19 protein-coding genes are annotated in these 24734 nt (G+C 68.8%); 11 read left to right on the plus strand and 8 right to left on the minus strand.

All coding sequences use genetic code 11. The features are described 5' to 3' along the window. Positions 1-3: 3 nt before the first annotated feature. The 3 genes from ACIBTM_RS25935 to ACIBTM_RS25945 form a co-directional block, all read right to left on the minus strand. The gene (locus tag ACIBTM_RS25935; protein ID WP_395879717.1) at positions 4-2892 is read right to left on the minus strand and encodes a helix-turn-helix transcriptional regulator; all 2889 of its coding nucleotides are present in this window, start codon (positions 2890-2892) and stop codon (positions 4-6) included. A gap of 89 nt (positions 2893-2981) precedes the next feature. After that, positions 2982-3176, minus strand: a complete 195-nt coding sequence (locus ACIBTM_RS25940) for a hypothetical protein (protein WP_016334466.1) — start codon at positions 3174-3176, stop codon at positions 2982-2984. A 13-nt stretch (positions 3177-3189) separates the two neighbouring features. After that, positions 3190-6060, minus strand: a complete 2871-nt coding sequence (locus ACIBTM_RS25945) for a type 2 lanthipeptide synthetase LanM family protein (RefSeq protein WP_395879719.1) — start codon at positions 6058-6060, stop codon at positions 3190-3192. 258 nt (positions 6061-6318) lie between these two features. Between ACIBTM_RS25945 and ACIBTM_RS25950 the strand changes: the two genes are divergently transcribed. Then, positions 6319-7554 (plus strand): acetyl-CoA hydrolase/transferase family protein, encoded by a 1236-nt coding sequence (locus ACIBTM_RS25950; protein WP_395879720.1) that lies wholly within the window; start codon positions 6319-6321, stop codon positions 7552-7554. 571 nt (positions 7555-8125) lie between these two features. Here ACIBTM_RS25950 and ACIBTM_RS25955 read toward each other — a convergent pair. Next, the gene (locus ACIBTM_RS25955; protein WP_395879721.1) at positions 8126-8770 is read right to left on the minus strand and encodes a hypothetical protein; all 645 of its coding nucleotides are present in this window, start codon (positions 8768-8770) and stop codon (positions 8126-8128) included. 236 nt (positions 8771-9006) lie between these two features. Next, positions 9007-10116, minus strand: coding sequence for a serine hydrolase domain-containing protein (locus ACIBTM_RS25960; protein WP_395879722.1), 1110 nt, complete (start codon positions 10114-10116; stop codon positions 9007-9009). A 344-nt stretch (positions 10117-10460) separates the two neighbouring features. On the opposite strand from ACIBTM_RS25960, the gene ACIBTM_RS25965 reads away from it, so the two are divergent. From ACIBTM_RS25965 to ACIBTM_RS25990, 6 genes are all read left to right on the plus strand, one after another. Next, the gene (locus ACIBTM_RS25965) at positions 10461-12041 is read left to right on the plus strand and encodes an N-acetylmuramoyl-L-alanine amidase (RefSeq protein ID WP_395879723.1); all 1581 of its coding nucleotides are present in this window, start codon (positions 10461-10463) and stop codon (positions 12039-12041) included. 120 nt (positions 12042-12161) lie between these two features. Beyond that, positions 12162-13136, plus strand: a complete 975-nt coding sequence (locus tag ACIBTM_RS25970) for an ArsR/SmtB family transcription factor (RefSeq protein ID WP_395879724.1) — start codon at positions 12162-12164, stop codon at positions 13134-13136. 116 nt (positions 13137-13252) lie between these two features. Then, positions 13253-14575, plus strand: a complete 1323-nt coding sequence (locus ACIBTM_RS25975; RefSeq protein WP_395879725.1) for a M20/M25/M40 family metallo-hydrolase — start codon at positions 13253-13255, stop codon at positions 14573-14575. Next, complete coding sequence (locus ACIBTM_RS25980) at positions 14575-15453, plus strand: alpha/beta fold hydrolase (RefSeq protein ID WP_395879726.1); 879 nt, start codon at positions 14575-14577, stop codon at positions 15451-15453. Before ACIBTM_RS25975 ends, ACIBTM_RS25980 begins: the two co-directional genes overlap by 1 nt. A 40-nt stretch (positions 15454-15493) precedes the next feature. Continuing rightward, positions 15494-16090, plus strand: a complete 597-nt coding sequence (locus ACIBTM_RS25985; protein ID WP_395879727.1) for a winged helix-turn-helix domain-containing protein — start codon at positions 15494-15496, stop codon at positions 16088-16090. Further along, complete coding sequence (locus ACIBTM_RS25990) at positions 16091-16837, plus strand: SRPBCC domain-containing protein (protein WP_395879728.1); 747 nt, start codon at positions 16091-16093, stop codon at positions 16835-16837. It abuts the gene before it with no gap. Positions 16838-17463: 626 nt separating this feature from the next. Here the strand turns inward: ACIBTM_RS25990 and ACIBTM_RS25995 are convergent. The 3 genes from ACIBTM_RS25995 to ACIBTM_RS26005 all read right to left on the minus strand — a co-directional run bounded on the left by ACIBTM_RS25995 (position 17464) and on the right by ACIBTM_RS26005 (position 19774). Beyond that, a complete protein-coding gene (locus ACIBTM_RS25995) occupies positions 17464-17685 on the minus strand; it encodes a DUF5703 family protein (RefSeq protein WP_016334446.1) in 222 nt (73 codons plus the stop codon). Beyond that, positions 17682-18695, minus strand: coding sequence for a YncE family protein (locus tag ACIBTM_RS26000; RefSeq protein ID WP_395879729.1), 1014 nt, complete (start codon positions 18693-18695; stop codon positions 17682-17684). Before ACIBTM_RS26000 ends, ACIBTM_RS25995 begins: the two co-directional genes overlap by 4 nt. 113 nt (positions 18696-18808) lie before the next feature. Continuing rightward, on the minus strand, positions 18809-19774 hold the full coding sequence (locus ACIBTM_RS26005) for an aldo/keto reductase (protein ID WP_395879730.1): 966 nt from the start codon (positions 19772-19774) through the stop codon (positions 18809-18811). Between the two features lie 136 nt (positions 19775-19910). Between ACIBTM_RS26005 and ACIBTM_RS26010 the strand changes: the two genes are divergently transcribed. From ACIBTM_RS26010 to ACIBTM_RS26025, 4 genes are all read left to right on the plus strand, one after another. Next, a complete protein-coding gene (locus ACIBTM_RS26010) occupies positions 19911-20957 on the plus strand; it encodes an LLM class F420-dependent oxidoreductase (protein ID WP_395879731.1) in 1047 nt (348 codons plus the stop codon). Continuing rightward, on the plus strand, positions 20957-21796 hold the full coding sequence (locus tag ACIBTM_RS26015) for an undecaprenyl-diphosphate phosphatase (RefSeq protein WP_395879732.1): 840 nt from the start codon (positions 20957-20959) through the stop codon (positions 21794-21796). The genes ACIBTM_RS26010 and ACIBTM_RS26015 overlap by 1 nt, the downstream gene beginning before the upstream one ends. A 62-nt stretch (positions 21797-21858) precedes the next feature. Beyond that, positions 21859-22569, plus strand: a complete 711-nt coding sequence (locus tag ACIBTM_RS26020; RefSeq protein ID WP_395879733.1) for a histidine phosphatase family protein — start codon at positions 21859-21861, stop codon at positions 22567-22569. Positions 22570-22672: 103 nt separating this feature from the next. Continuing rightward, positions 22673-24715 carry a M3 family metallopeptidase gene (locus ACIBTM_RS26025; protein WP_395879734.1) on the plus strand — a complete coding sequence of 681 codons (2043 nt, stop codon included), beginning with the start codon at positions 22673-22675 and terminating at the stop codon, positions 24713-24715. The last annotated feature ends 19 nt before the right edge of the window (positions 24716-24734 follow it).

The raw sequence follows: 24734 nt of genomic DNA on the forward strand, positions 1-24734 counted from the left end.
GGATCACAGCATGCCAGGTCGCGGTCCGGCGGCGTGTTCGGCGAGGGCCGCACGGTCGGCGAGCCCGGTCTTGGCGAGCAGGCTCGCGACATGCTTCTCGACCGTCCGGGGCGAGATGTGCAGGCGGGCGCCGATGTCCTTGTTCCCCATCCGCTCGGCGAGCAGCACCAGCACCTCGTATTCGCGCACGGTGACCCCGGACGCGCGCAGGTCGCCGGGGACCCGGTCGACCCCGGAGCGCCGCTGCCGGACGGGGGCTCCGAGCTTGCGGAGCAGGCTCCGGCAGGCGGCCGCCACCGCCTGGATGTCCCTGCCGTGGAAGTACTCTTCCGCCTCTTTGAGCCAGCCGGCCGGATCGCCCCAGCCGTCGGCGGCGGCCGGTTCGGCGATCAGCCGGAGTCCGAGATGGCGGGCCAGGGGATAGGGCGCCGATGTGTTCAGCGCGGAGAGCACAGCTCGTTCGGCTTCGGCCGCATCGCCGCGCCTGCCGTGCTCGACGGCGTGTGCGAATTCGACGAACTGCCGGTTCCAGCGCATCCCGCTCACCGCGGATCCGTCCTCCGGGCAGGGCACGCCGCCGAGGGCGTCGACGAGCGTCCTGAGCCCGTGCTGGCCGGCGAGGTGGAACCGGCTCGGTCGCTGGTCCTCCAGCTCGACGACCTGGCCGAGTTCGCGCCGGGCGCGGTCGAAGTCCTCTTCGAGCAGCGAACAGAAGACCCGTGCCAGCCCGATGCTGAGCACCATCTCCTGTGCGTTTTCGCCGCCGCTTTCGCGGAAGTCGTCGAGTGCCTGTTCCATCGCGGGACGGTCCGCCCGGTGCCCGGCCGACATCGCCCTGGTCATATGCGCGTATTGCAGCAACGCGGTCAACCGGAGCCTGCCGAGCACTGCGAGGTTCTCCGCGAGCAGCGTATGCGCGGTGCTGAAGTCGCAACGAAGGATCGCGTGCATGGTGCGCACGGAATCGACCGCGCAGTGCAGCGTGATCGACCCGGTCCGCTGGGCGTCCGCGCGGGCGAGCAGCAGGGTCTGCTCGTCCCCGTTCATCAGCACGCGATGTCCGCCGAGCCGGACCAGCGCCTGCGTGCGGAGGTGGTGCAGATGGTTGTCCTCGGCGGTCCGCCGCGCGAGTTGCATGTAGTGCTCGGATTCGGTGAGGTCCCGCGACAGCGCGAGCATCCCGAGCACCTGCAGCGCCTGGCAGACGACGAACGGCTGCGCGGTCGCCTCGGCCACCTTCCACGCCTGACGCGCGAGCCGCTCCGCCGTGCCGGTCCGGCCGGGGACGTCGAGCCAGAGGTTCGCTTCGACGGCGTCGAGCGCCGCCTGCTGAGCGGGTGAGATCGCCGAACCGAGGGGAGCGCGGGCGCGTTCGATCTGGCCGAGGCATTCGTCGTGCCGTCCCGCGATGTAGGCGGCCCAGGCCAGCTGGGTACGCAGTTTCGCGGCCCGTTCGAGCGTGCCGACCTCGCCGAACGCGGCGGTCAGTTCGACGGCGCGGTCGAACTGACCGGTCTGCCCGAGCGCGTGCACCAGCGTCTCCAGCACCTCGGCCCGGTCACCCGCGTCGGCCCCGGCGAGCAGGTCGAGGGCCTTGGTGAGCATGGTGACCGCGGAGTCCGCGGCGCCCGCGTCGAGAGCGCGACGACCGGTCTCCGCGAACAAGCGGCCCGCCGCCCGCTCGTCCAGGGCGGTCAGCCGGAGCGACGCGACGAGCGCGCACAGGTCGCCCGGTAGTCCCGGGTACAGCTTCTCGACCGCGTCGGCGGTTTGCCGGGCGAGTTCCGCCTTCCGTGCCGGTGATTGGCGCGCCAGCAACGCTTCCGCGGTCAGCGGATGGCGGAAGGCGTACCAGCCGGGCGTCATCTCGTCGGTGGTCACCAGGTTCGCGGAGACCGCGGCGCCCAGGTGATTGTGCAGGGTCCGGTCGTTGGTTCCGGTGACCGTCTGCACCACCGTCAGCGGGAAGCGGCGGCCGATGATCGCCGCGACCGAAAGCAGTTCGCCCGCCTGCTCACCGAGTTGCTCCATCCGGACGCCGATACTGGTGACCAGCGCGGCGGGGACGCGGGCGCGGAGTTCGCCGATGACGCGCCAGCCGTCGCGGCCCTCGACCAGCAGGCCGTCGTTCACCATGCCGTGGAGCAGTTCCTCGACGATGAACGGAAGGCCGGCGCTGTTGCGCCACAACAGTTCCGTCGCGGCGGACGGTAGTCGCCCCGGCTCGGTTTCGAGGCAGGCGGCGGCGAGCGCGTGGGTGTCGGCGAGGCCGAGCCTGCCGAGTTCGACGACCGCGCAGCTCATCCGCTGCGCTCCGGAGGTCGCCAGGCGCAGCGCGTCGGAGGGCTCGTTGCGGAGCGTGCCGACGAACAGGGTGTGCGCCGAGGGGAGGTTGTCGACGAGGTATTCGAGGATGAACAGCGTCTCGGCGTCGGCGTCCTGGAGATCGTCGAGGACCAGGAGCGCGCCGCGATCCCGGCTGGTGACGGCCAGCAGCCGGAACACCGCTTCGGCGAGCACCATCAGGGAGCCCGATTCCCGAGGCCGGTCTCCTCGGCTCCAATCGGGGATGAGCTGGGCGAGTACGGGGATGAACGGGTCGAGTTCGGCCGCCTCCGGCGGGCCACCGCCGCGGAAATGCGAGAGCAGCGCCTGGGTGAGCGGCCGGAACGGGACGAGCGGGCCGATCGAGCTGGCCCTGCCCTGCAGCACCGGGATGTCGGCGGCGACCGCTCGCGAGGCGGCTTCGATGGCGAGCCGGGATTTGCCGATGCCGCCTTCGCCCACGAGGAAGATCGCGCCGCCGCGACCCGCGATGGCGCGATCGAGAGCTCCGGAGAGCTCGGCCAGTTCGGCGTCGCGGCCGATCATCCGTGACGAACGGATACCCACCGCCGTGACTATAGCGAGCGGATTCCGCCGTCACGGCCAAAAGTCGATCACGAAGGCGGGCGGCGCGAACCCGCCTTCGTGCGCGTTGCTCAGATCCAGCCGCCGGTGAAGACGCTGACGACGGACGGTGAACCGGTGTCCGTGGACAGGGTGGCGAGCGGGTTGGCACTCAGCCGCGGCTTGCTGCCCGCCAGCGCGTGGTTGCGCGAGCCGACCTCGAGTGCGCGCGGCAGGTTCACGGCGCCGAGGACGTCTTCGGTGGCGGGCAGATCTCTTTCGTACATGCGGTTCTTCTCCTCATACTCGGTTTACCGGTGGAAAAACGGTGGCCGCGGGATGCGGCCGGTCGGGGCGGAGCAGGAGCGCGGAGGGGACCCGGTCACCGAATCCCAGCCGCAGCAGGCCGTAGCCGATCCCCGCCAGGCCGCTCAGCAGCCCTGGCGAGGGGACCGCGCCGGGTGTCCCGCAGCGGGCACCGCGCTGGTCGATGGCGGCGAGCAGATGACCGGTCCGGCGGCGTACCGCGGCGGCGGCGCCAGTGTGCCCGTTCTCCGCCAGCACGCACAACACGTCCAGCACTCCGGACTCGCCGTGGCAGAGGCTGAGATCCTTCAGCGGTGCCCTTTCGGACAGTCGTCTGATCGTCCGGTCCAGGTCACCGGCGTACTCGGGATCGGGAAGGCGCGCGGCCATTCCGAGGGCGTCGCCCGCGAGTCCGTCGCACCACCCGCCGTCGCTTTCCGCCCGATCGTCCGCCTTTCCGGGCGGTTCTTCGCCGGAACGGTCGTGTGCCCGCAGAACCCAGTCGATCCCGGCCGAACCGCGGGCGAAGGCCTTCTCCGCCGGACGTTCGCGTGCGAGCAGCTGTGCGGCGTAGCGGTCCGCCCGCGCCAGCGCCGTCTCCAGTCCTGTTTGGACATACACCGACCGCATCGAGGCGACGCCGCCCGCGAGTCCGGTCGTGAACCCGGATGGCGTTTCGGTGGTGGCCTCGGGCATCAGGTCGACGGCCTGCTCGATGAGGTCGCCGGCGGGAAGCCCGACCAGCGTGCTGAGCCGGGCGATCGTGTACGCGACGCCACCGAGCCCGAGAAGCCCGCCGCAGCCGGCGGTGGCGGCGAGTTCACGGTCGGCGCGGAGCGTGGCGAAAAGGCCGGGGAGCGGGCTGATCGCGTACGTGGCCAGATCGCGGTACCGGGCGATCCCGGTCAGCTCGGCGAGCTGGGCGAGGAACAACGCGACACCGCAGTAGCCCTCGCCGAGCCCCGCGCCCATCGGGAGGACGGTCCAGTACCGGTCGTCGACGAGTTCGATCCCGAGCCAGTTGGAGCGGTGCTCGTCGGAGAAGGCGTTGGCGACGATCTGGTCGGCGATCCCGCACGCGGTGACCAGCAGCCGTTCCGCGTCGGGCGCCTGATTCGGCACCGCCGTTTCCGCGATGTCGCCGCTGCGGTGGTGGCCGTCGGCAGCCGTGCTGATGGCGAGGGTGGCCGAGATCAGCCACTCCTGGTCCCGCTGGTCGAGCGGATCCATGTCGGCGACCTTCGCCAGCACGGTGTCCAGTGACGGCCGCTCGACGACCCCTTCGACGCTGTCGCCACGTGAATCCAGCAGCGACGTCGAACCGGGAGTCGAGGTGAACATCGGTACGTCGCCCGCCCACAGGTCCTCCCGCTCGTGCGGCACGAGCCGGAGCAGCTTCTCCTCGCGCGCCGAGTCCTCTTCGAGCAGGTCGAACGCGTGGTCGCGGTCGGCGGCGTCGTGAAGCAGATCGGGATGGGTGGTCTCGTCCAGCAGGCGGGAGTAGAAGTTCGTCGGCCGGATGAGTACCCGGATGGGATCGTCGGCGCAGCGCCGGAGAAGCTCGGCGAGTTCGTCCCGTCCGGTGGAGATCGCGTCGTAGCCGAGCCGGAACCCGGCCAGCAGCGCCGCGCTGTGCTCCGCGGGGGTGACGTCGCGGCCGTCGAGGCGGGGGAGGTTGTTGCTTCCGGCGAGTTCGCCGGGAACCCGGACCAGCCGCATCCGGTCGGTCCCCGGTTCTGCCCAATCGACCCGGTCGGTGGGCAGCTTGCCACCGTGGCCGGCGAGGCCGGAGATGTCGACGGCACCGTGCTCGCCGGCGAAGAGGTGGGGGAGCAGCAGTGTGCGCTGCACCGACCGGGCCAGCATCGCCGCCGCGGGGTCGCCTTCCGGCGGAACGGGTGGCGACGGCTGGAACAGGGTCTCGATATCGATCAGCACCGGCTGGTCGCCGCAGGCGATGATGTTCTCGTAGTGGACGTCGGTGGCGTCCAGCGCGTGCAGGAGCGCCAGGAGGATGCCCTGCCTGCGGTAGAAGCGGTCGACGTCGCCGAGGTCGGCGCACGGCCGGTGTTCGACGAACCGGAGCCAGCCGTACCCGGCCCGCGGCAGTGCGTCGGCGGTCCGCAGTTCGAATCCGGGCAGCCGTTTGTTGAGCTGTTCGACGACGTCGGTGAAACGCTCGTGCAGGATCAGCGGGCGGGGTTTGTAGATCACCTTGGCGCCGCTGGAGAAGCGGAGCAGTTTGACCGAACGTCCGCGTGCGTGCGAGTCACCGATCCCGCCCGAGACCTCGACGAGCGTGCCGAGTTCGCCGTCGACGACCGAGCAGGGCAGCAAGGCCGCGTCGGCCGAGAACCGGGCGAGCGTTTCCGCGTGGGCTTCGGCGGCGTACAGGCAGGCCTGGGCGAGGAGCCGGGCCAGCACCGGGTATTCGCCGAACAACCGCACGAGTCCCGCCGGAGCGGATTGCCGTCGAACGAAATCCGAGAAGCGCTCTTCGGGCGTTTCGCCCTGGAGGGTTCCGGCCTTGCGGGAGCGGTGGAGTTCGAGGACCAGCGTGCGGACCGAGAGATTCAGCAGATGCCGGTCGAGTTGAGCCGCGAAACCCTGACGAAGCGTTTCGACGTCGGCGCCGGGGAGATCGTCCGGGACCGCGTCACGCGAGGCGGCGTCGACGAGCGACCTGAAGACCCCGGCGAACTGCACACGCCAGTCACCGACTGGGGGGCGCTCCGGCAGAAGCGCGGTGACCGCGTGTTCGGCGAAACCGGCCCAGAGGGGCTTGTCCGTTGTTCGTTCGCGCGGGGTCCGGCCGTGCTCCCACCACCTCGGCGGCAGGGACGTCACCGATGGCTGGGGCGTCACGGCGGTAATGCTTTCAGCTCGGCGAGGTACGCACATGGGGGCGGCGCACCCACATTCAGCGCACGCACGAAGATGTCCGGAGAGTGACTGCCGGGCACGGACGGTGCTTACCCGATGCCGCACCGGAATATGGGGTCTCGGTACCCATGCGCGGGCACCGGTCTCGGCCGCACCATGGTCAGGCGGTACCGCGCGCGGGCCGGTTTCTCTGGGGGTCCGGCCCGCGCCGGCGAGGTGCTTCTCGGGCATGATCGGCTCATGCGCGTCTTGTCGGAAAGCCAGCTCGGTTCCGTTCTCGCGGGCGTTCCCGCTACGCGGCCGCGAGTGGTGGTGAGCGGGAATTTCGCGACGCCGATGCGGGCACTGAAGGTGCTGGACGCGGCACTGGCGGAGTACCGCTTGTTCGCGTTGAACGCGCAGGCCGGGATGCCGGACCGTGAGGGTGTACTGCTGGAGACACCGTTCGTGGGCGCGGGTATGCGCGGACGCGCCGGGCTGCGGTACTTCCCGTCCCGGCTGTCGCTGGTGCCGCAGCTGCTCAAGCACTCGCTGCCGCCGGACGTCGTTCTGCTGCACACCTCGGCCTCGGTGGACGGCGTGGTGTCGCTGGGTACGGAGGTGAACATCCTGCCCGCGGCCATCGAGGCGGTGCGAGCCCGCGGCGGTCTGGTCATCGCGCAGCTCAACCCCGAGATGCCGTTCACCTACGGCGACGGCCTCGTGCCGGTGGACGAGATCGACTACGGCATCGAGGTGGTGGAACCGCTGCTGTCGCCGGTTCCGCGACCGGTGGGGGACACGGCGCGGACCATCGGTGAGCGGGTGGCCGGGCTGGTCGCGGACGGCGCGACCCTGCAACTGGGCATCGGCGGGATCCCCGACGCGACCCTGGCGGCGGTGACCGGACGGCGCGGACTCGCGATCTGGTCGGAGATGTTCAGCGACGGCGTGCTCGCGCTCGACCGCGCCGGGGCCCTCGATCCGGCGGAACCGGTGACGGCGTCGTTCGTGTTCGGCAGTGCCGACCTGTACCGCTGGCTCGACCGCAATCCGAGGATCCGTTTGCTGCGCACGGAAAAGACGAACGATCCCGCGGTGATCGCCCGGCAGCGCGGTCTGGTCTCGGTGAACAGCGCCCTCGAGGTCGACCTGTTCGCGCAGGCCAACGCGAGCCGGGTGAGAGGGACGATCTACTCGGGTTTCGGCGGGCAGACCGACTTCGTGGTCGGGGCGTTGCACTCACCCGGTGGCCGGGCGATCATCGCGCTGCCGTCCTGGCATCCGAAGGCCGACGTTTCGACGGTCGTGCCCCGGCTGGCCGGTCCGGTGACCTCGTTCCAGCACAGTTTCGTGGTCAGCGAGCATGGTGTCGCGACGATCTGGGGCAACGACGCGAACGAGCAGGCGCGGCAGATCGTCGACCAGGTCGCGCATCCCTCGGCCCGTGAAGAACTCGTGACGCGGGGCAGGGAACTGGGGTTCGCGCTTTCGTAGCATCGGCGGAAATACCGGAACCCGGTAAAGGGACACGGTTGTGTCCCTTTACCGGGTCGCAAACACGAGGGGCCGACCCGCGCCAACAGATTGGCCCCCGTCAATCCCTTTGCTTAGAGCGTCAGACCAGCCATCCGAGCACGTGGGCCAGGTGCGCGAGCAGACCCGAGATCAGGTCGTGACCGTGGTGCACGTGCTGGGTGAACATCTGCATTGAGGGGCTCCTTGTTCGGATTTCGTGTTCGGTTGTTGCTCTCGCGAGGAGCGATCGAAGATTTTCACCGCATTGGCGTCCTGTCAAAAAACGATTTCCCGGGCCGCCGGCGGGACATGAATCTTCCTACGATAAACACGTAAGTCTTTCGTGTTTTGCGTCAGGGGTGGGTTTCGCGAGCGCTGACACCGTGTGTAGCAGCGTCGTGGCGAGTCGATGTGGACGCCGAGCCTCCGCTACGGCAAGTGGGCGGGGGTGTGACACGAACCGGTGATCCACTTGCCACGAATGGTGAGTCGGCGAGAATCACCGATACGGGTGACGGGGACCAAGGGATGGCCCCAGGAAGTGCCTGCCTCAGCCGCCGATCCGCGATGAGGGATGGATGGGCGCGCCCGATTCGTAGAGCTCCAATGGGAGGGTCTTGACGGTCCGTGCCGTGGGGTCGAGGTAGCGGCAGGAGATACCGGGCACGTGGATCCACTCGCCGGCGATCGACGACCCGGACGGCCGTCGCCGCGTGGAGTCGAATCCGAAGCGCACCTGCTCGGGCATGTCGCAGGCCGCGTACTCGGTGCTGTTCTGGTACCTCAGCACCGACTCGACCTGGTCGCGGATGATCGGCCCGGCGGCGAGGTCCGCCTGGTAGGAGACGGTGCCATGTTCGCCGCGGCCGTTGCTCAGTCCGTTGCCCCGAAATTTGATGTCGCGCAGGACGTAGCCGTAACTCTCGCCGAGATAGGTGACCGTGCAGGTCACCGTGGTGGTGCGGCCCGGGTCGAACGCGGGGCAGGACGAGCGCGCTCCAGGGTCGACGCGATGGGCGAAGTCGGTCGCTTTTCGCAGTGCTTCCCAGGCGATCCGCTCCCGCAGCGGTGCGGTGTCGGCGGGTTTGGGTGGCAGCCCGCTCAAGTCCGGTTTGGGGTAGTCCGCCGGGATCTTGCCTTGGCGCAGCGACGAAAGATCAACCGTCGGCGTCGTGCTCGCGGGTGCCGTGCTCACCGGAGACGACGGTGGAGTGCTGGGCGGTGGAGCCGTGGGAGTGCCGCATGCCGCGGTGAGCAGGAGCAGTGCCACCCCTGCCGGGCGACCGAGGACGGTGCCTTTCACGCCGGTCATCTCCGATCTCGCCGATTCGATGACCAGGTCCCCGGTCGCTCCGGGAATGAAAATAACAGGGGCAACACTCGTGGAATGAGCGCAAAAATGCCGTTTCGAGGTGAGGTTCTTCGAGCTCGTTAGCAGAAGACCTCGGCGAGCAGCTTGGCGAACGCCGGGTTCTGGTTACCCGCGGTCGGCGCGCTCGTGACCGAAAGCTCCAGCCGCTTATGGGTGTCCGGCGTGGTCAACAGCTGCGAGGAGTAGCCCGGGATACCGCCGCCGTGGCCCCACACTTCGGTGCCACACGGCAGGGTCTGCACCTGAAGGCCGAGGCCGTATTCGGGGCTGACCGCGGTGGTCTTGGCGATCTCCTTCTGTTGCGCGAGCTTGAGCAGCCTGCCGCCGGCCAGTGCCACGCCGAACGTGTCCAGGTCGCGGGTGGTGGAGATGATCTCGCCCGCGGCCCACGCGACCGACGGGTTGAGGCGGGTGATGTCGTTCGGCTTGCCCGCCACGGACACGTAGCCGTGGGCGTGCGGGCCGCTGATGTCGACCTCGTCGCCGGGAACCTCGGTGCCGTGAAGGCGCAACGGCTTCAGAATCCGCTGCTCGACCGCCTTTTCGTACGGCCTGCCGGTTATTCCTTCCACCAGCAGACCCGCGACCACGTAGTTGGTGTTGGAGTAACTCCACCGGGTGCCGGGATCGAAGCCAAGCGGCCTGCTGGTCGCGATCTTGAGCAGTTCCTGCGGTGTCCAGTGCTTGTAACGGATCTGCTCGAACTCGTCCGGGTCGAGCGGCAACGCGTCGGTGTAGTTGTAGAGGCCGCTGGTGTGCTGCAGGACCTGGCGTACCGTGATGCGGCCGTCGATCAGGCCGGGAAGGTAGCGGACGACCGGCGCATCCAGATCGAGCTCGCCTTCGCCGACGAGTTGCAGCAGCACCGTCGATACGAACGTCTTGGTGATGCTGCCGACGCGGAACCGGCCGTTCTCCGGGACCGGTCGGTTCGATCCCAGTTCCGCCTTGCCTGAGCGTGCGGTGAAGCGCTGGTGGCCATCGGTCACCCTGGCCTGCGCGCCGAGCGCTCCTCCGCTCGTGGTGAACTGGTCCAGTGCTTCCTGCACGACCTTGCGGTCAGCGCTCGTGTCGGCGAGCGCGGTGCCGGTCGTGGCGACCAGTCCGGCCGCGGTGAGTACGGCAACGAGCCGAATCCTCAGCGAAGACCGCGAGTGTTTTCTTTGCATGACGAGAAAATCCCCCTTTAAGCCCAATGGCTCTCCCCAAGCGGCGGTGAGCCGCCGGCCCGGCCGACGCTAGCGTCCCACGTTCGCCACCCGCAGTACCCGAAAATCACAACCACTCGAACAGAGCAGATCACCCGGTATCGGCTGATCCATTCGGCGCTCGCTCCTCCACCGTCCGCGGGGCCTGGCAGGCATGAGGAGTGGGGCCGACTGCCGCGCCACGTTTCCTCACAATGAAAACCGTGGAACGCCCCTTGTCGTTGCTGGTTTGCTCGACGCGACCGGCGAGGACCGCGGCGATGCCAGTAGAGGTCTCCGCTCGGTCGCGAACCAGGGGAGGTTTCATGAAGCGATCTTTGGCCACGTCACTGGCGGTCACGGGAGTCTTGGTGACATCACTGATCCCGGTGACCGCGTCCGATGCCGCGCTGCCGGCCAGACCGGACTATCCCGCCGCACGGTGGGTAGCCGCCGATCCGCATAACTGGGGTGGCCGAAACGGCGACGCCATCACCGCGATCGCACTGCACACCTTCGATCCCGTACCGCCCGCGGTACCGGACTACGACAGCACGATCCGGTTCTTCGCCAACCCGAACGCGGCCCAGACGAGCGCGCACTACGTGATCCGGTCCAGAGACGGTGATATCACGCAGATGGTGCAGAATCAGGATCGAGCCAATCATTTGCGCGGTCATAACGGCAACACGATCGGCATCGAGCACGAGGCGACCAGCCGCGAGGAGAAGTGGTACACCGACATCATGATGCGTTCGTCGGCCGCTTTGGTGCGCGATCTTTGTGAACGTTATCTGATTCCGAGAACAGGCAGTTCCGACCCGGACGAGCAGAGCGGCGGGATCAGAGGGCACAACCAGTTCTCCGGCCACGAGGGCAACTCCGATCCCGGCAAGTTCTGGTACGAACGGCACGAGGCTTATCTGCAGAAGGTCCGCGGGGGCAAGCGGGACGCGGCCGTGCCGTTCGGCGGGCAGTACCAGATCTTCCAGCGTCAGCGGGACCACAGTGTCCATCAACGGGTATGGGACGGTTCGGCGTGGCGTGGCTGGGCCGACCTCGGTGGGTCGTTCGCGGGCGAGCCGGCCGCTGTCGCGTTCGGGCGGCAGATGCACGTCTTCGGTATCGACAGGGAGACCCGTCAGCTGCGTACCCGATACTGGGATCCGTCCGGGGGCTGGTCGAACTGGGCGGAGCCTGGTGGAACACCGGCCCGGCTGCGGGGCAACCCGTCCGCGGTCGTGATCGGCCAGAACCTCCACGTCTTCGCCCGTGGCGAGAACAACCAGGTCTACGAGGCACGGTGGTCCGGTGGCGCGTGGCGGTGGACGAACCTCGGGGGCACGGTCGTCGGCGATCCGGCCGCACTCGATTTCGGCGGGCAGGCCCAGGTGTACGCGCTCGGCTCCGACCAGCGGCTGTACAGCAACGTACTCGGTGGCTCGGGATGGGGTGGCTGGTCGAAGAGCGGAGAGCCCGGTGCGCGGTTGACCGGTACGCCTTCGGTGATTCGTTTCGGAGATCAGGCGCAGGCGTTCGTGCAGGGCCTCAACGGCAATGTGTATCAGGCCGTGTGGAACCGGGAAGGTGGTTGGAGGTGGCACAACCTGGGCGGCGCGATCTTCGGTGACCCGTCCGCCACGGTCGTCGGATCCACGGTCCGGGTGGCGGCACTGGGCACCGACAGCCAGCTCTGGACCGCTTCCTGGTCGGCGAACGGCTGGACCGGCTGGCAAAAGGCGGCAGGCGGGCCGTCGGGCGGGCTCACCGGGACGCCGACCGCGATGGCCTTCGGGAATCAGCTCCAGGTCACCGTGCAGGGCCTGAACGGGCGGGCTCACCAAGCCGCCTGGCAGCCCGGAAGTAACTGGTGGTGGGCCGATCTGGGCGGTACGGCGGCGAACTAGCGGGCGAGGGGTGCAGGCCTGTTTGATCCGATTGGCGGGTTTTCCGTACTGCACATCGACAACATCATGGAAACGGTGCGACAAGGCGCTGCGGGCAAGCAACCGCAGGGGGGAGCCAGGGTGCTGCGGATTCACTTCACCGACGCGGATATCTCTCGGATCACCATCGCGGAGGACGTCGACGCCTCATGGGAGACGCTGTTCAGTCTCCATCTTTTACAAGAACCGGACGAAATCCTCACTTTCGATCATTGGCGGCGCCGGATCAGGGCGGAACTTCCCGCCTGGATTCCGCTTCTGCTGGAGTTGGCGCCGCCCCGCGGCTATTCCGCGGACTTTCTCACTCCGGGGCGTGGAGAAGCCGACTCGGATACGGTGATCGATCGGATAATGTCCACTCCACGCCGTCGGTTGCGGGACGACGTGGCCTGTCTCGCGGATCGACGGCCACCGACGCCGTGGACGCGCAAGCTGGCGGACGGCGATGTCACCGCCGTGCGGCAACTCGGTACCGCTCTGGACCGGTACTACCAGCATGCGGTCGCGCCATATCGGGGGCGGTTGCGCGCGCATGTCGAAGCCGACCGATCGCGGCGCGGCAAGGCGTTGCTGACCGGTGGGGTCGATCGGCTGCTCTCCACCCTTCATCCGCGGGTCGACTGGCGGCCACCGGTGTTGCAGGTGCACGACTACGTCGACCAGGACCTCCATCTGCACGGCAGAGGCCTGGTGCTCCTTCCGTCGCATTTCTGCCGCCACCATCCGGTCACCCTGAAAGACGCCGATCTGCCCCCGGTGCTCGCCTATCCGGTGAGCTCCGGGTTCGCCTGGCTCACGCCGGACAGGTCGGCCGCGCAGGATCCGGTGACCACCCTGTTGGGCCGCACCCGCGCCGCCACACTCCGCGCCAGCACCACAGCGGTCACCACGACGGACCTGGCCCGCCGGATCGGGCTGTCCCCTCCCAGCGCGAGCAAGCACGCCAGGGTGCTGCGGGAGGCCGGCCTGATCACCACCCAGCGCGATGGCGGCGCCGTCGTCCATCAGGTGTCCGGCCTTGGCGTGGCGGTTCTCAACGGCGAGTTGCCTGCCTGATATCGCGTTCCCCACGGACCGATACGCGAGGCTTCATGGGGCGAGTGGGGATTCACACGCCGTCCGCGGAATGGCGGCAACGGGTCGGGGGGCTCCGCCAATGGTAGGAATGCCTGGTGACCGAACCGAATTTGATCGAAGCAGCAGCCGAAGAGGCAGTCACCCTCACCAGTGAACTGATCCGCATCGACACCACCAACACCGGTGACCCCGACACGCTGGTCGGTGAACGCGCCGCGGCGGAGTACGTCGCCGAGAAGCTCACCGACGCGGGCTACGAGATCACCTATGTCGAGTCCGGTGGCAAGAACCGCCACAACGTGATCGTCCGGCTGCCGGGCGCCGACCCCTCGCGCGGCGCGCTCCTGATCCACGGTCATCTCGACGCCGTCCCCGCCGACGCCTCGGAGTGGTCGGTGCACCCGTTCTCCGGCGCGATCCAGGACGACTACGTCTGGGGCCGCGGCGCGGTGGACATGAAAAACGTGGTTGCGATGGCGCTCGCTTTGGCCCGTCACTACAAGATCAACGGCATCGTTCCGCCGCGTGACCTCGTCTTCGCCTTCCTGGCCGATGAAGAGGCGGGCGGCAAGTACGGCGCACAGTGGCTGGTCGAGAACCGGCCGGAGCTGTTCGAAGGTGTCACCGAGGCGATCAGCGAGGTCGGCGGCTTCTCGATCACGCTGAAGGACAACGTCCGCGCGTATCTCATCGAGACGGCGGAAAAGGGCATCCGCTGGATGAAGCTGCGGGTGCGCGGCACGGCAGGCCACGGCTCGATGATCCACCGCGACAACGCCGTCACCAAGCTGTCCGAGGCCGTCGCCCGGCTCGGCAACCACCGCTTCCCGCTGGTCATGACCGACTCCGTCCGCGAGTTCCTGGACGGCGTCACCGAGATCACCGGCTGGGACTTCCCCGAGGACGACATCGAGGGGTCCGTCGCGAAACTGGGCAACATCTCCCGGATGATCGGCGCGACCCTGCGCGACACGGCGAATCCGACCATGCTCACCGCGGGGTACAAGTCGAACGTCATCCCCTCGGTCGCGGAGGCGTCGGTCGACTGCCGGATCCTCCCCGGCCGTCTCGAGGCGTTCAACGCCGAACTGGAGGAGATCCTCGGCCCGGACATCGAGAAGGAGTGGATGGAGCTGCCGCCGGTCGAGACGACCTTCGACGGCGCCCTGGTCGATGCCATGACCAGCGCGGTGCTCGCCGAGGACCCGGGCGCCCGCACGCTGCCGTACATGCTCTCCGGCGGCACCGACGCGAAGTCCTTCCAGTCGCTCGGCATCCGCAACTTCGGGTTCGCACCGCTGCAGCTGCCCGCGGACCTCGATTTCTCGGCGCTGTTCCACGGAGTCGACGAGCGTGTCCCGGTCGAGGCGCTGAAGTTCGGCGTGCGCGTGCTCGACCGCTTCCTCCGCTCGGCCTGATGCCTGGTCTGCTGGCCGCCGACGGGACACCCCTGCACTTCGAGCGCTGGGGTGATCCGTCGGCGCCGGTGACCGTCGTCCTCCTCCACGGATACGCCCTCGACAGGCGGAGCTGGCGCGCCATCGCGCCGGTGCTGGCGGAAGCGGCGGAGCAACCGGTCGCGGTGCTCGCCTACGACCAGCGCGGCCACGGCGAATCCGGTGAGGTCCGGGCCGCGTCGGCGACCATGGGACAGCTCGCCGACGATCTGGCCGAGGTGCTGGAGAAGGTGATTCCCGGCGGCAAGGTCGTCCTGGTCGGCCACGACATGGGCGGGCTCGCGATCCTGTCGCTCGCTCAGCGCCACCCGGACGCTTTCGCGGCGAGGGTGGCGGGAATCGGGTTCCTCGCCATGTCGGCGGGCGGTGTCACCCCGGACGCGATCTGGCCGAACGCGCTCGGCAAGCTCGGCCGTGACCTGGAGATGGTCTTCGGGGCCAAACTGATCGGCCTCGTGCGGGAGCACACGAGCAAGGCGGTGACCGCCGGGCTGCGGTGGTGGCTCTTCGGGGACGACCCGGTGCCCGCCGACGTCGAACTGACGGTGCGGATGATCCGCGGCAACTGGCCGCAGACGGTGTCGGCGTTCCGTCCGGCCTTGGACGCCTACACGCGGGAATCCGCGTTGTCGCAGGTGGGCGCGGTGCCGGTGATCGCGATCGTGGGGGAGCGCGACAAGCTCGTGCCCACGGCGGACGTCGAGGAGCTGGCGGGCGCGGTGGAGAACGGGACGTCCGTGGTGCTGCCCGGGGTCGGGCACGTCGTCCCGCTCGAGGCGGCCCCGCAGGTGGTGCCTCGCCTGCTGGCCCTGGCGAACCGGGCTCACCGACAAGACTGACATCCTTGACAAAAACTCTTTTCGGTGACACCTTCGTGTCATGTTCTCCGTTGCGGTGATCGAGGACGCGGAAGCGGCCGAAGTGTCGCTGGATCCGGTCCGGGCCAGGCTGCTCGCCGAACTCGCCGAACCGGCGTCGGCCACGATGCTGGCCGCGCGGGTGGACCTGCCGAGACAGAAGGTGAACTACCACCTTCGCGCGCTGGAGAAGCACGGGCTGGTCGAGCTCGTCGAGGAGCGGCGGAAGGGCAACGTCACCGAGCGCATGATGCGCGCGACGGCGTCCTCGTACGTCATCTCGCCGACGGCGCTCTCGGCGGTAGAGCCTGATCCGGCGCAGTCACCGGACCGCCTGTCCGCGCGCTGGCTGCTCGCGGTGGCGGGCAGGCTGGTACGCGACGTCGGCCTGCTGATCACCGGTGCGACCAAGGCGCGCAAGCGGGTCGCGACCTTCGCGATCGACGGCGAGGTGCGGTTCTCGTCCGCCGCGGACAGGTCCGCGTTCGCCGAAGAGCTCACCATCGCGATCACGAATCTGGTGAGCAAATACCACGACGAAGGCGCCGAACAGGGTCGCGATCACCGGATCGTCGTCGCCGTCCATCCGAGCGTCAAAACCGAGCCCGAGGAGCGCTGAGTGGGTCACGAGTTCGAGATCACCGACCGCCTCGAGGTCGACGCGACGCCCGAACAGGTCTGGGACGCCATCGCGACCGGACCGGGGATCACGTCGTGGTTCATGGGACGTAACGAAGTCGAAGGCGGTGTCGGCGGAACCGTGAAGACCGCGTTCGGCGCCTACGAACCCACGTCGGCGATCACCTCGTGGGACCCGCTGGAGCGGCTCGTCTACGGCACGGAACCCGCGCCGGACGGACGGTTCGTCGCCTACGAGTTCCTCATCGAGGGCCGCTCCGGCGGCAGCACCGTGCTACGGACCGTGACCAGCGGCTTCCTGCCCGGCGACGACTGGGAAGACGAGTTCGAGGCGATGACCGCCGGTGGTGAGCTGTTCCTCCGCACCCTCGTCGAGTACCTCAACCGGTTCGCCGGCCGGAAGGCCGTGCCGGTGACGGTGTTCGGGCCGATGATCGGGGACTGGGACAGCGCGTGGCTGACGCTGGGCCGGGAGCTGGGCCTGGCGGGGCGGCCGGAGACGGGGGACCGGGTCCGGCTTTCCACCGACTCCGTGTCCACCGTGGACGGCGAGGTCTATCTCGCGAACGCGCAGACGGTCGGGATCCGCACCGCGGACGCGTTCCTGCGCTTCGTGCGCGGGTTCGCCGGGCCGATGGTCGCGATGCACCACCTGTTCGGCGACGTCGATCCCGCGGAACAGGACGGGCTCTGGGCGGACTGGCTCGGCCGGGTGTTCAAGAGCTGAAGGGGCCTTACGCGCGGCTTTCGTCCTCAGTTCGTGTCCGTGAAGACATCCTTGAGGGACTTGTCTTTGTTCACCCACCAACGTGTTCGGCGGACGAGTGCCCCCAATGTGGCATTGGGGACGCTGAGCGTCTCCGATGCCACATTGGGGGCGCCGACTGGGGGCCTGCGTTGTCTCGGCGCCGGATGGAGCAGCGACTCTGGGCAGGCTGGTAGTAGGTAAGTAAATGAAGGCCTCCTTGAGGGACTCTGGGTCCCTCAAGGAGGCCTTCACAGCCTTGCTGGTCGCCACATGCGACCCACCTGCACCGGCAGTCACGCACGGCACGTGTGACTGCTGTGGTGGCTGGTGTACCTGGGGTGAGTGTGGCTCATCGTGTCCGTGAAGGCCTCCTTCGCTACCTTCAAGGTAGGCAAGGAGGCCTTCACGGACCTGCATGCAATCAGCCGCAGGAAATCCAGTAGGTACTTAGAAGCCGTCGGCCCTAACGACCCCCGGCGAGAACCGTACGTGGCACCGACCAGCGCTTACACGACTTTGCCGGGCCCCTGGTGCCAGACGCAAGGAAGGGGCCGTCATGTGCTGCAGGCGAGCACGGACGCTGGCACGGAGCCGGTCGGAACGGCTCAGGTGATGAGGCCGGGCAGGGGTGTGGCGGTGCGCTTGCGGCGCAACCACACCCTCCGGGTCCCATCCGAGTAGAGCCGGACGGTCGAAAGCTCCCAGCCGGCGAACTCGGCGTGGATCGACAGCTGCGTCGCCGCCGCCCGCCGGGAAACACCGGGAGGCAGCTGCAGCCGCCGGTACTCCCAATCCCCTTCGACCACCGCCTCGTCCACCACTGTCATGGCGTGATCACCTGGATCCCTTCTCCGATGGCCGAGCCGACGACCACACGGCCGCCCTGCTCGTCGACGGTGACCGAATCTGGCTGCCGCACGGTGGGGAACCGGTACTTCTCAATCGGCTCTCCACCGCGGACGTCGAAACCGACGACCTCGTTGCGTTCGGTGAGCGTGACCCAGGCGAGGCCGCGGGTGCGGTCGTAGGCGATGCCGTACGCCCCGCCGGGAACGGGATAGCGCTGGCGCAGCAGCAGCGGTGTGGTGGAGAACGCCAGCAGGGCGCCCGCGCGCGCGTCCGTGACGAAGACGCGGCCGAGATCGTCGGTGACCGCGTTGGCCGCGCCGTCGCCGGCGCGCAGGCCCTCGCCGATCTTGCCCTCGGTGAGGTCGACGGCGAACAGGGCGGTGCGGAGCTTGTCGAGCACGACCACGCCGTCACCGGTGCTCAGCACGTCGTCGGCGCTGTAGATCTGCCCGGTGATGGTCCTCGGTCCCGCGTTCTTCGACAGCACCTCGACGGCCTTGCGGTCCCGGACGGAGACCAGCGTCGCCTCGCCGTCGGCGAGACCGGCCGACGGCTGCCCTGCGACCGGGACCGTCTCCAGCGCGCCACCGGGCAGGGAGACCTTCGCCAGCAGGCTCTTGCCGGGAACGCTGGCGAGCACCTGGGAACCCGAGACCGTGAGCCGCTCGGCCGGTCCTGGCAAGGCCACCGTCTTCTTCGGGGCGTCCAGGACGGCGAGATCGTAGATGCGCAGCGACGGCGGCTCCGAAACGGCGACGACCAGCGATTTGCTCGCCTCGTCGGTCACCAGCGCCGTCACCCCCGGCACCGCGAACACCGAACCGGCAGGCTTGACGGTCACGGCGGGGGAGACCGCCGCGGTCGCCGCGACGGGGTTCTGCACGATCTGCAAGGAGTCGTTAGGCGTGTCGTCCGTACTACAGGACGAGAGCACCAGGACACCGGCGAGCGGGATCGCGATCCGGGAAACGGCGGACAGCCGACCCACCTTGGTGCCTCCACCTGCTACTCGTCGAACGGACTTGTCCAGCATCCTCCTGGAACTCCACCACGTCACGTCAGCGTCACCCAACAGTCACCTAATCCAGTATTCGAGACGGCTCAGAGGCCGCGTTCCGGGTACCCGACCTCGATCGCGCTGACGTCGTCGAGCGCCGAGCGGATGGCGGGCGGGAGCGTGATCTCCTCCGCCGTGAGCGAACCGGTCAGCTGACCGGTGTCACGGGCTCCGACCACGGGCGCGACCACTCCGGGCCGGTCGCGGACCCAGGCCAGCGCGACGGCCAGCGGCGACGTGCCGAGGCCGTCCGCGGCCGTCGCGACCGCCTGCACGATCCGGGCCGCGCGATCGGTCCGGTGATGTTCGACATAGCCCGCGAAAACACTCGAAGCGCCGCGCGAATCGGCGGGGGTACCGGTGCGGTACTTGCCGGTCAGCACACCCCGGCCGAGCGGCGCCCACGGCAGGAGTCCGATGCCGTGGTGTTCCGCCGCCGGGACGACTTCGCGATCGACCCCGCGCTCCAGCAGCGAGTACTCGACCTGCGTCGAGACCAGCGGGGCGACGGCGGAACTGCGGGCCGCGGCAGTCGCCAGCTGCCAGCCCGAGTAGTTGGAGACGCCGACGTAGCGGGCCTTTCCGCTGGTCACGGCGTATTCGAGGGCGGCGAGGGTCTCGTCGACCGGCACGGTGGTGTCCCAGGCGTGCAGCTGCCACAGATCGATGTGGTCGGTGCCGAGCCGCCGCAGCGAGCCTTCGAGCGCGCTCAGCAGGGCACCGCGCGAGGCTCCGCCCCCGAACGGGCCGTCGGTGCGGCGGGCGACGGCCTTGGTGGCGAGCACGATGTCGTCACGGGGGACCAGGTCGCCGAGCAACGCGCCGAGGACGCGTTCGCTCTCTCCCTCGCCGTAGATGTCGGCGGTGTCGACCAGGGTGCCCCCGGCGTCGACGAACGCGACCAGCTGGCTGGCCGCCTCCTCCGAGTCGGTGTCGCCACCCCACGTCATGGTCCCGAGGGCCATCCGCGAGACCCGAAGTCCCGACCGGCCGAGCTGTCGCTTTTCCACGACGGGCGAGCCTAGCCGGAAGGCAAGTGCGGGTCGCGGAGCAGGTGAGCGTGTCGTGATCGAGTACCACCGTGCGGGTCATCGGCTGTCAACACCCTGAACGGAGGAGTGACACTCCGATGGATACATTCACGCCGTGCGACTCGGACTGAACTTGGGCTATTGGGGCGCGGGGAACGACGCGGCCAACCTGGCATTGGCGAAGAAGGCGGACGAACTGGACTACGCGGTCGTCTGGGCCGCGGAGGCCTACGGTTCGGACGCGCCGACGGTGCTCTCATGGGTGGCGGCGCAGACCTCACGGATCGACGTGGGCAGCGCGGTGTTGCAGATCCCCGCGCGGACACCGGCGATGACCGCGATGACCGCCGCGACCCTGGACACGCTTTCCGGCGGCCGGTTCCGCCTCGGCCTCGGTGTTTCCGGCCCGCAGGTGTCCGAGGGCTGGCATGGCGTGAAGTTCGCGTCGCCGCTCGGCCGCACTCGTGAATACGTCGAGATCGTTCGCAAGGCGCTGAGCCGCGACCGGGTCCGGTACGACGGCGACCACTTCCAGCTGCCGCTGCCCGGCGGGCCCGGCAAGGCGCTGACCCTGACCGTGCACCCCGTGCGCGACGAGATCCCCGTGTACCTGGCCGCCATCGGCCCGAAGAACCTCGAACTGACCGGTGAGATCGCGAACGGCTGGCTGCCGGTGTTCTACTCGCCGGAGCACGCCGGTGAGCAGCTGAAGCTGATCCAGGCCGGGGCGGACCGGGCCGAGCGCTCCCTCGACGGCTTCGACGTCGTCCCCACCGTCCCACTCGTGGTCGGTGACGACTGGAAGGCGTGCGCCGACGCGGTCCGCGGGTACGCGGCGCTGTACATCGGCGGGATGGGCAGCCGGGAGAAGAACTTCTACAACCAGCTCGCCTGCCGGATGGGCTTCGAGCGCGAAGCGGCCGACGTACAGCAGAAGTACCTGGGTAAGGACTACGAGGGAGCCATGGCGGCCGTCCCGTTGGAGTTCATCGACGCGACGTCACTGCTGGGACCCAAGGAGCGCATCGCCGAGCGGATGCAGGCCTTCGCGGGGTCCGGCGTCACGACGCTGACCGTCGCACCCGCCATGCCGGATTCCGAGGGCTCCGCACACGCCCTCGAAGTCGCCGCCGAAGCGATCGAATCGGCCGGTGTCGCCTGATGGGATGGTTCGAAGCACTGGTCCTCGGGCTCGTCCAGGGCCTCACGGAGTTCCTGCCGATCTCGTCCAGCGCGCACCTGCGGATCACCGCGGCGCTCGCCGGCTGGGACGACCCCGGCGCCGCGTTCACCGCGGTGACCCAGATCGGCACCGAACTCGCGGTCATCCTGTACTTCTCGGCGAAGATCGGACGGATCCTCCGCGCCTGGTTCTTCTCGATCTACAAGAAGGACTGGCGGCAAGACCCCGACGCCCGGCTGGGCTGGCTGATCATCGTCGGCTCGATGCCGATCGTGGTGCTCGGCCTGCTGTTGCAGGACGCCATCGACGAAACCTTCCGTGACCTGCGGATCACCGCGACCACGCTGATCGTGTTCGGCCTGATCCTCCTGGTGGCCGACCGCATCGGGAAGCAGCAGCGCACCCTCGACCACCTGACCGTGCCGCACGGCCTCGGCTTCGGGTTCGCGCAGGCGCTGGCGCTGATCCCGGGTGTCTCGCGCTCCGGTGGCACCACCAGCGCCGGGCTGCTGCTCGGCTACACCCGCGCCGAGGCGGCGGAATACTCCTTCTTGCTGGCGCTGCCCGCGGTGTTCGGCTCGGGCCTGTACAAGCTGACCGACATCGGCAAGGACGGCGCTCCCGCGCAGTGGGGGCCGACGATCCTGGCGACGCTGGTCGCGTTCGGCGTCGGGTACGCGGTCATCGCGTGGCTGATGTCCTACATCAAGACCAAGAGCTTCGTGCCGTTCGTGATCTACCGGCTCGTCCTCGGCGCGCTGCTCTTCGTCCTGATCTTCGCCGGTGTCCTGGACCCGCAGGCGGGACCGCACCTGTAATCCCGCGCATCCAGAGGACGAAACGCGGGAGCGGGCAAAGCACGGCACGTAGGGTGGGCCACGTGAGTACTGTGATCCTCCTGCGCCACGGCAAGTCCACGGCGAACGGTTCGGGTGTCCTGGCCGGGCGCACGCCCAAGATCGGCCTGGATGACACCGGCCGGGCGCAGGCGGCCGCGCTCGTCGACCGGCTGGCGCCGGTCCCGCTCGCCGAGCTGGTGGTCTCGCCGATGCTCCGTTGCCGCCAGACGGTCGCGAAACTGGCCGAGGCACGCGGTCTGGACAAGGTCAAAGAGCCCGGTTTGTCCGAAGTGGACTACGGCGAATGGACCGGGCGCGCGCTCAAGGATCTGTTCTCCGAACCCCTCTGGCGGGTCGTGCAGGCGCATCCGTCGGCCGCGGTCTTCCCCGGCGGGGAAGGGCTCGCCGAGATGCAGGCCCGGTCGGTCGCGGCGGTCCGGGCGCACGACGCGCGGATCACCGCGAAGTACGGCGAGAACGCGGTTTGGCTCCTCTGCAGCCACGGCGACGTGATCAAGGCGATCCTCGCCGATGCGCTCGGCCAGCACCTGGACGCGTTCCAGCGGATCGTGGTCGACCCGGCGTCGATCTCGGTCGTCCGCTACACCGAGACTCGTCCGTTCGTGTTGCGCGTCAACGACAACGGCGGCGATCTCGCCGGTATCACCCCGCCGCCGCCCAAGGCCAAAACCAAGCGTGGCAAGGGAAAACAGAGCTCCGACGCGGTGGTGGGCGGTACCACCGGAGCGTGACCATCCCTTGTCCGCGGTGTCACGCCACGGACGGCATCCACCGGCCCCTCACTGCCCGTAAGGTGGCCTGAACAGCAGATTCGACGACCCGGGAGCAACACCGATGATTTCGCAGGACAACCCGTTCGCCGCGCCGAGTGAGCTGCCCTACGCCCTTCCGCCGTTCGACCGGATCGCCGACGAACACTTCCTTCCCGCCTTCGAGGCGGGCCTCGCCGAGCACGCCGCCGAAATCGAGAAGATCGCCGGCTCGGCCGAGCCGCCGACCTTCGAGAACACCATCGTCGCGCTCGAGAAGTCCGGCAGGTTGCTGTCCCGCGTCTCCAGCGTGTTCTTCAACCTCGCCGGATCGAACGCGAACGACGAGATCCAGCGCGTGCAGGCCGAGATGGCGCCGCGGCTGGCCGCGCACGCCGACGCCATCAACCTGAACCCGGCGTTGTTCGCCAGGATCAACTCCTTGTTCGAGCGCAAGGACGAACTCGGTCTCGACGGCGAGTCGCTGCGCCTCCTGGAGCGTCACCACACCGACGTGCGCCGGGCCGGCGCCGGGTTGGCCGAGGCCGACCAGAAGCGCCTGCGCGAGCTGAACGAGCAGCTGTCGACGCTGTCGACCCGCTTCCAGCAGAACCTGCTCAAGGACACCAACGAGCTCGCCGTCGTGGTCGACGACGTCGCGGAACTCGCGGGACTGGGCGAAGACGAGATCGCCACGGCAGCCGAAACCGCCGGCGAAGAAGGCAAATACGTTCTGAAGCTGACCTTGCCCACGGCACAGGCCGCGTTGGCCTCGCTGGAGGACCGCGCGTTGCGCGAGCGGATCTTCACCGCGTCGGTCTCCCGTGGCAACCGGGGCAACGAGTCCGACAACAACGAGATCGTGGCCGAACTGGTCCGCCTGCGGGCCGAGCGGGCCGCCGTGCTCGGCTTCCCCGACCATGCTTCGTACGTCATCGAGGACGAGACCGCGAAGACCGCACAGGCCGCTGTCGGGCTCCTGGAACGTCTCGCGCCGGTCGCGGTCGCCAACGCCAAGGCGGAGGCCGACGAACTGCAGCGCTACCTCGAAGCCGACATCCCCGGCGCGATCCTGCGGCCGTGGGACTGGGCGTTCTACGCCGAGCGCGTGCGCAAGGACCGGTTCGAGGTCGACACCGCGGCGCTGCGCCCGTACTTCGAGCTGAACCGGGTGCTGACCGACGGCGTCTTCTTCGCCGCGTCGAAGCTGTACGGCCTGAGCTTCACCGAGCGGGAGGACCTGCCGAAGTACCACCCCGAGGTCCGGATCTTCGAGGTCTTCGACGCCGACGGCTCCGAACTCGGCCTGTTCCTGCTCGACTACTACGCCCGCGACTCCAAGCGCGGCGGCGCCTGGATGAACAACTTCGTCGACCAGACGAAGCTCCTGGGCACCAAGACGGTCGTGGTGAACGTGCTCAACGTCGCCAAGCCGCCGGCGGGCGAGCCGACCCTGCTGACCTTCGACGAGGTCGTCACCGCGTTCCACGAGTTCGGGCACGCGCTGCACTCGCTGCTTTCCGACGTCGAGTATCCGATGTTCTCCGGTACCAACGTCCCGCGTGACTTCGTCGAATATCCCTCGCAGGTCAACGAGATGTGGATGCTGTGGCCCGAGGTGCTGGCGAACTACGCGAAGCACCACGTGACCGGCGAGCCGCTGCCGCAGGAGCAGATCGACAAGCTTCTGGCCTCCCAGCAGTACGGCGAGGGTTTCTCGACCACCGAGTACCTCGCGGCGACCCTCCTCGACCAGGCGTGGCACGCGCTGGGCACCGAGGACAACGTCGACGACGTCCAGCGGTTCGAGGCCGAGGCGCTGACCAAGGCCGGTGTCGCGCTGGAGGCCGTGCCGCCGCGCTACCGCACCACCTACTTCGCGCACATCTTCAGCGGCGGCTACAGCGCCGGGTACTACTCGTACATCTGGAGCGAGGTCCTCGACGCCGACACCGTCCAGTGGTTCCGCGAGAACGGCGGGCTCACCAGGGAGAACGGCGACCACTTCCGCCGCGAGCTGCTCGGGCGGGGCGGCAGCGTCGACCCGATGGCCGCCTTCCGCGCGTTCCGCGGCCGCGACCCGGAGATCGAGCCGCTGCTGAAGCGCCGCGGCCTCGCCGGGGCCTGACCCTCCTGACGGTCTCCCC

Origin of the sequence: Amycolatopsis sp. NPDC049868 (assembly GCF_044461365.1) — a bacterium.
GTDB lineage: Bacteria > Actinomycetota > Actinomycetes > Mycobacteriales > Pseudonocardiaceae > Amycolatopsis.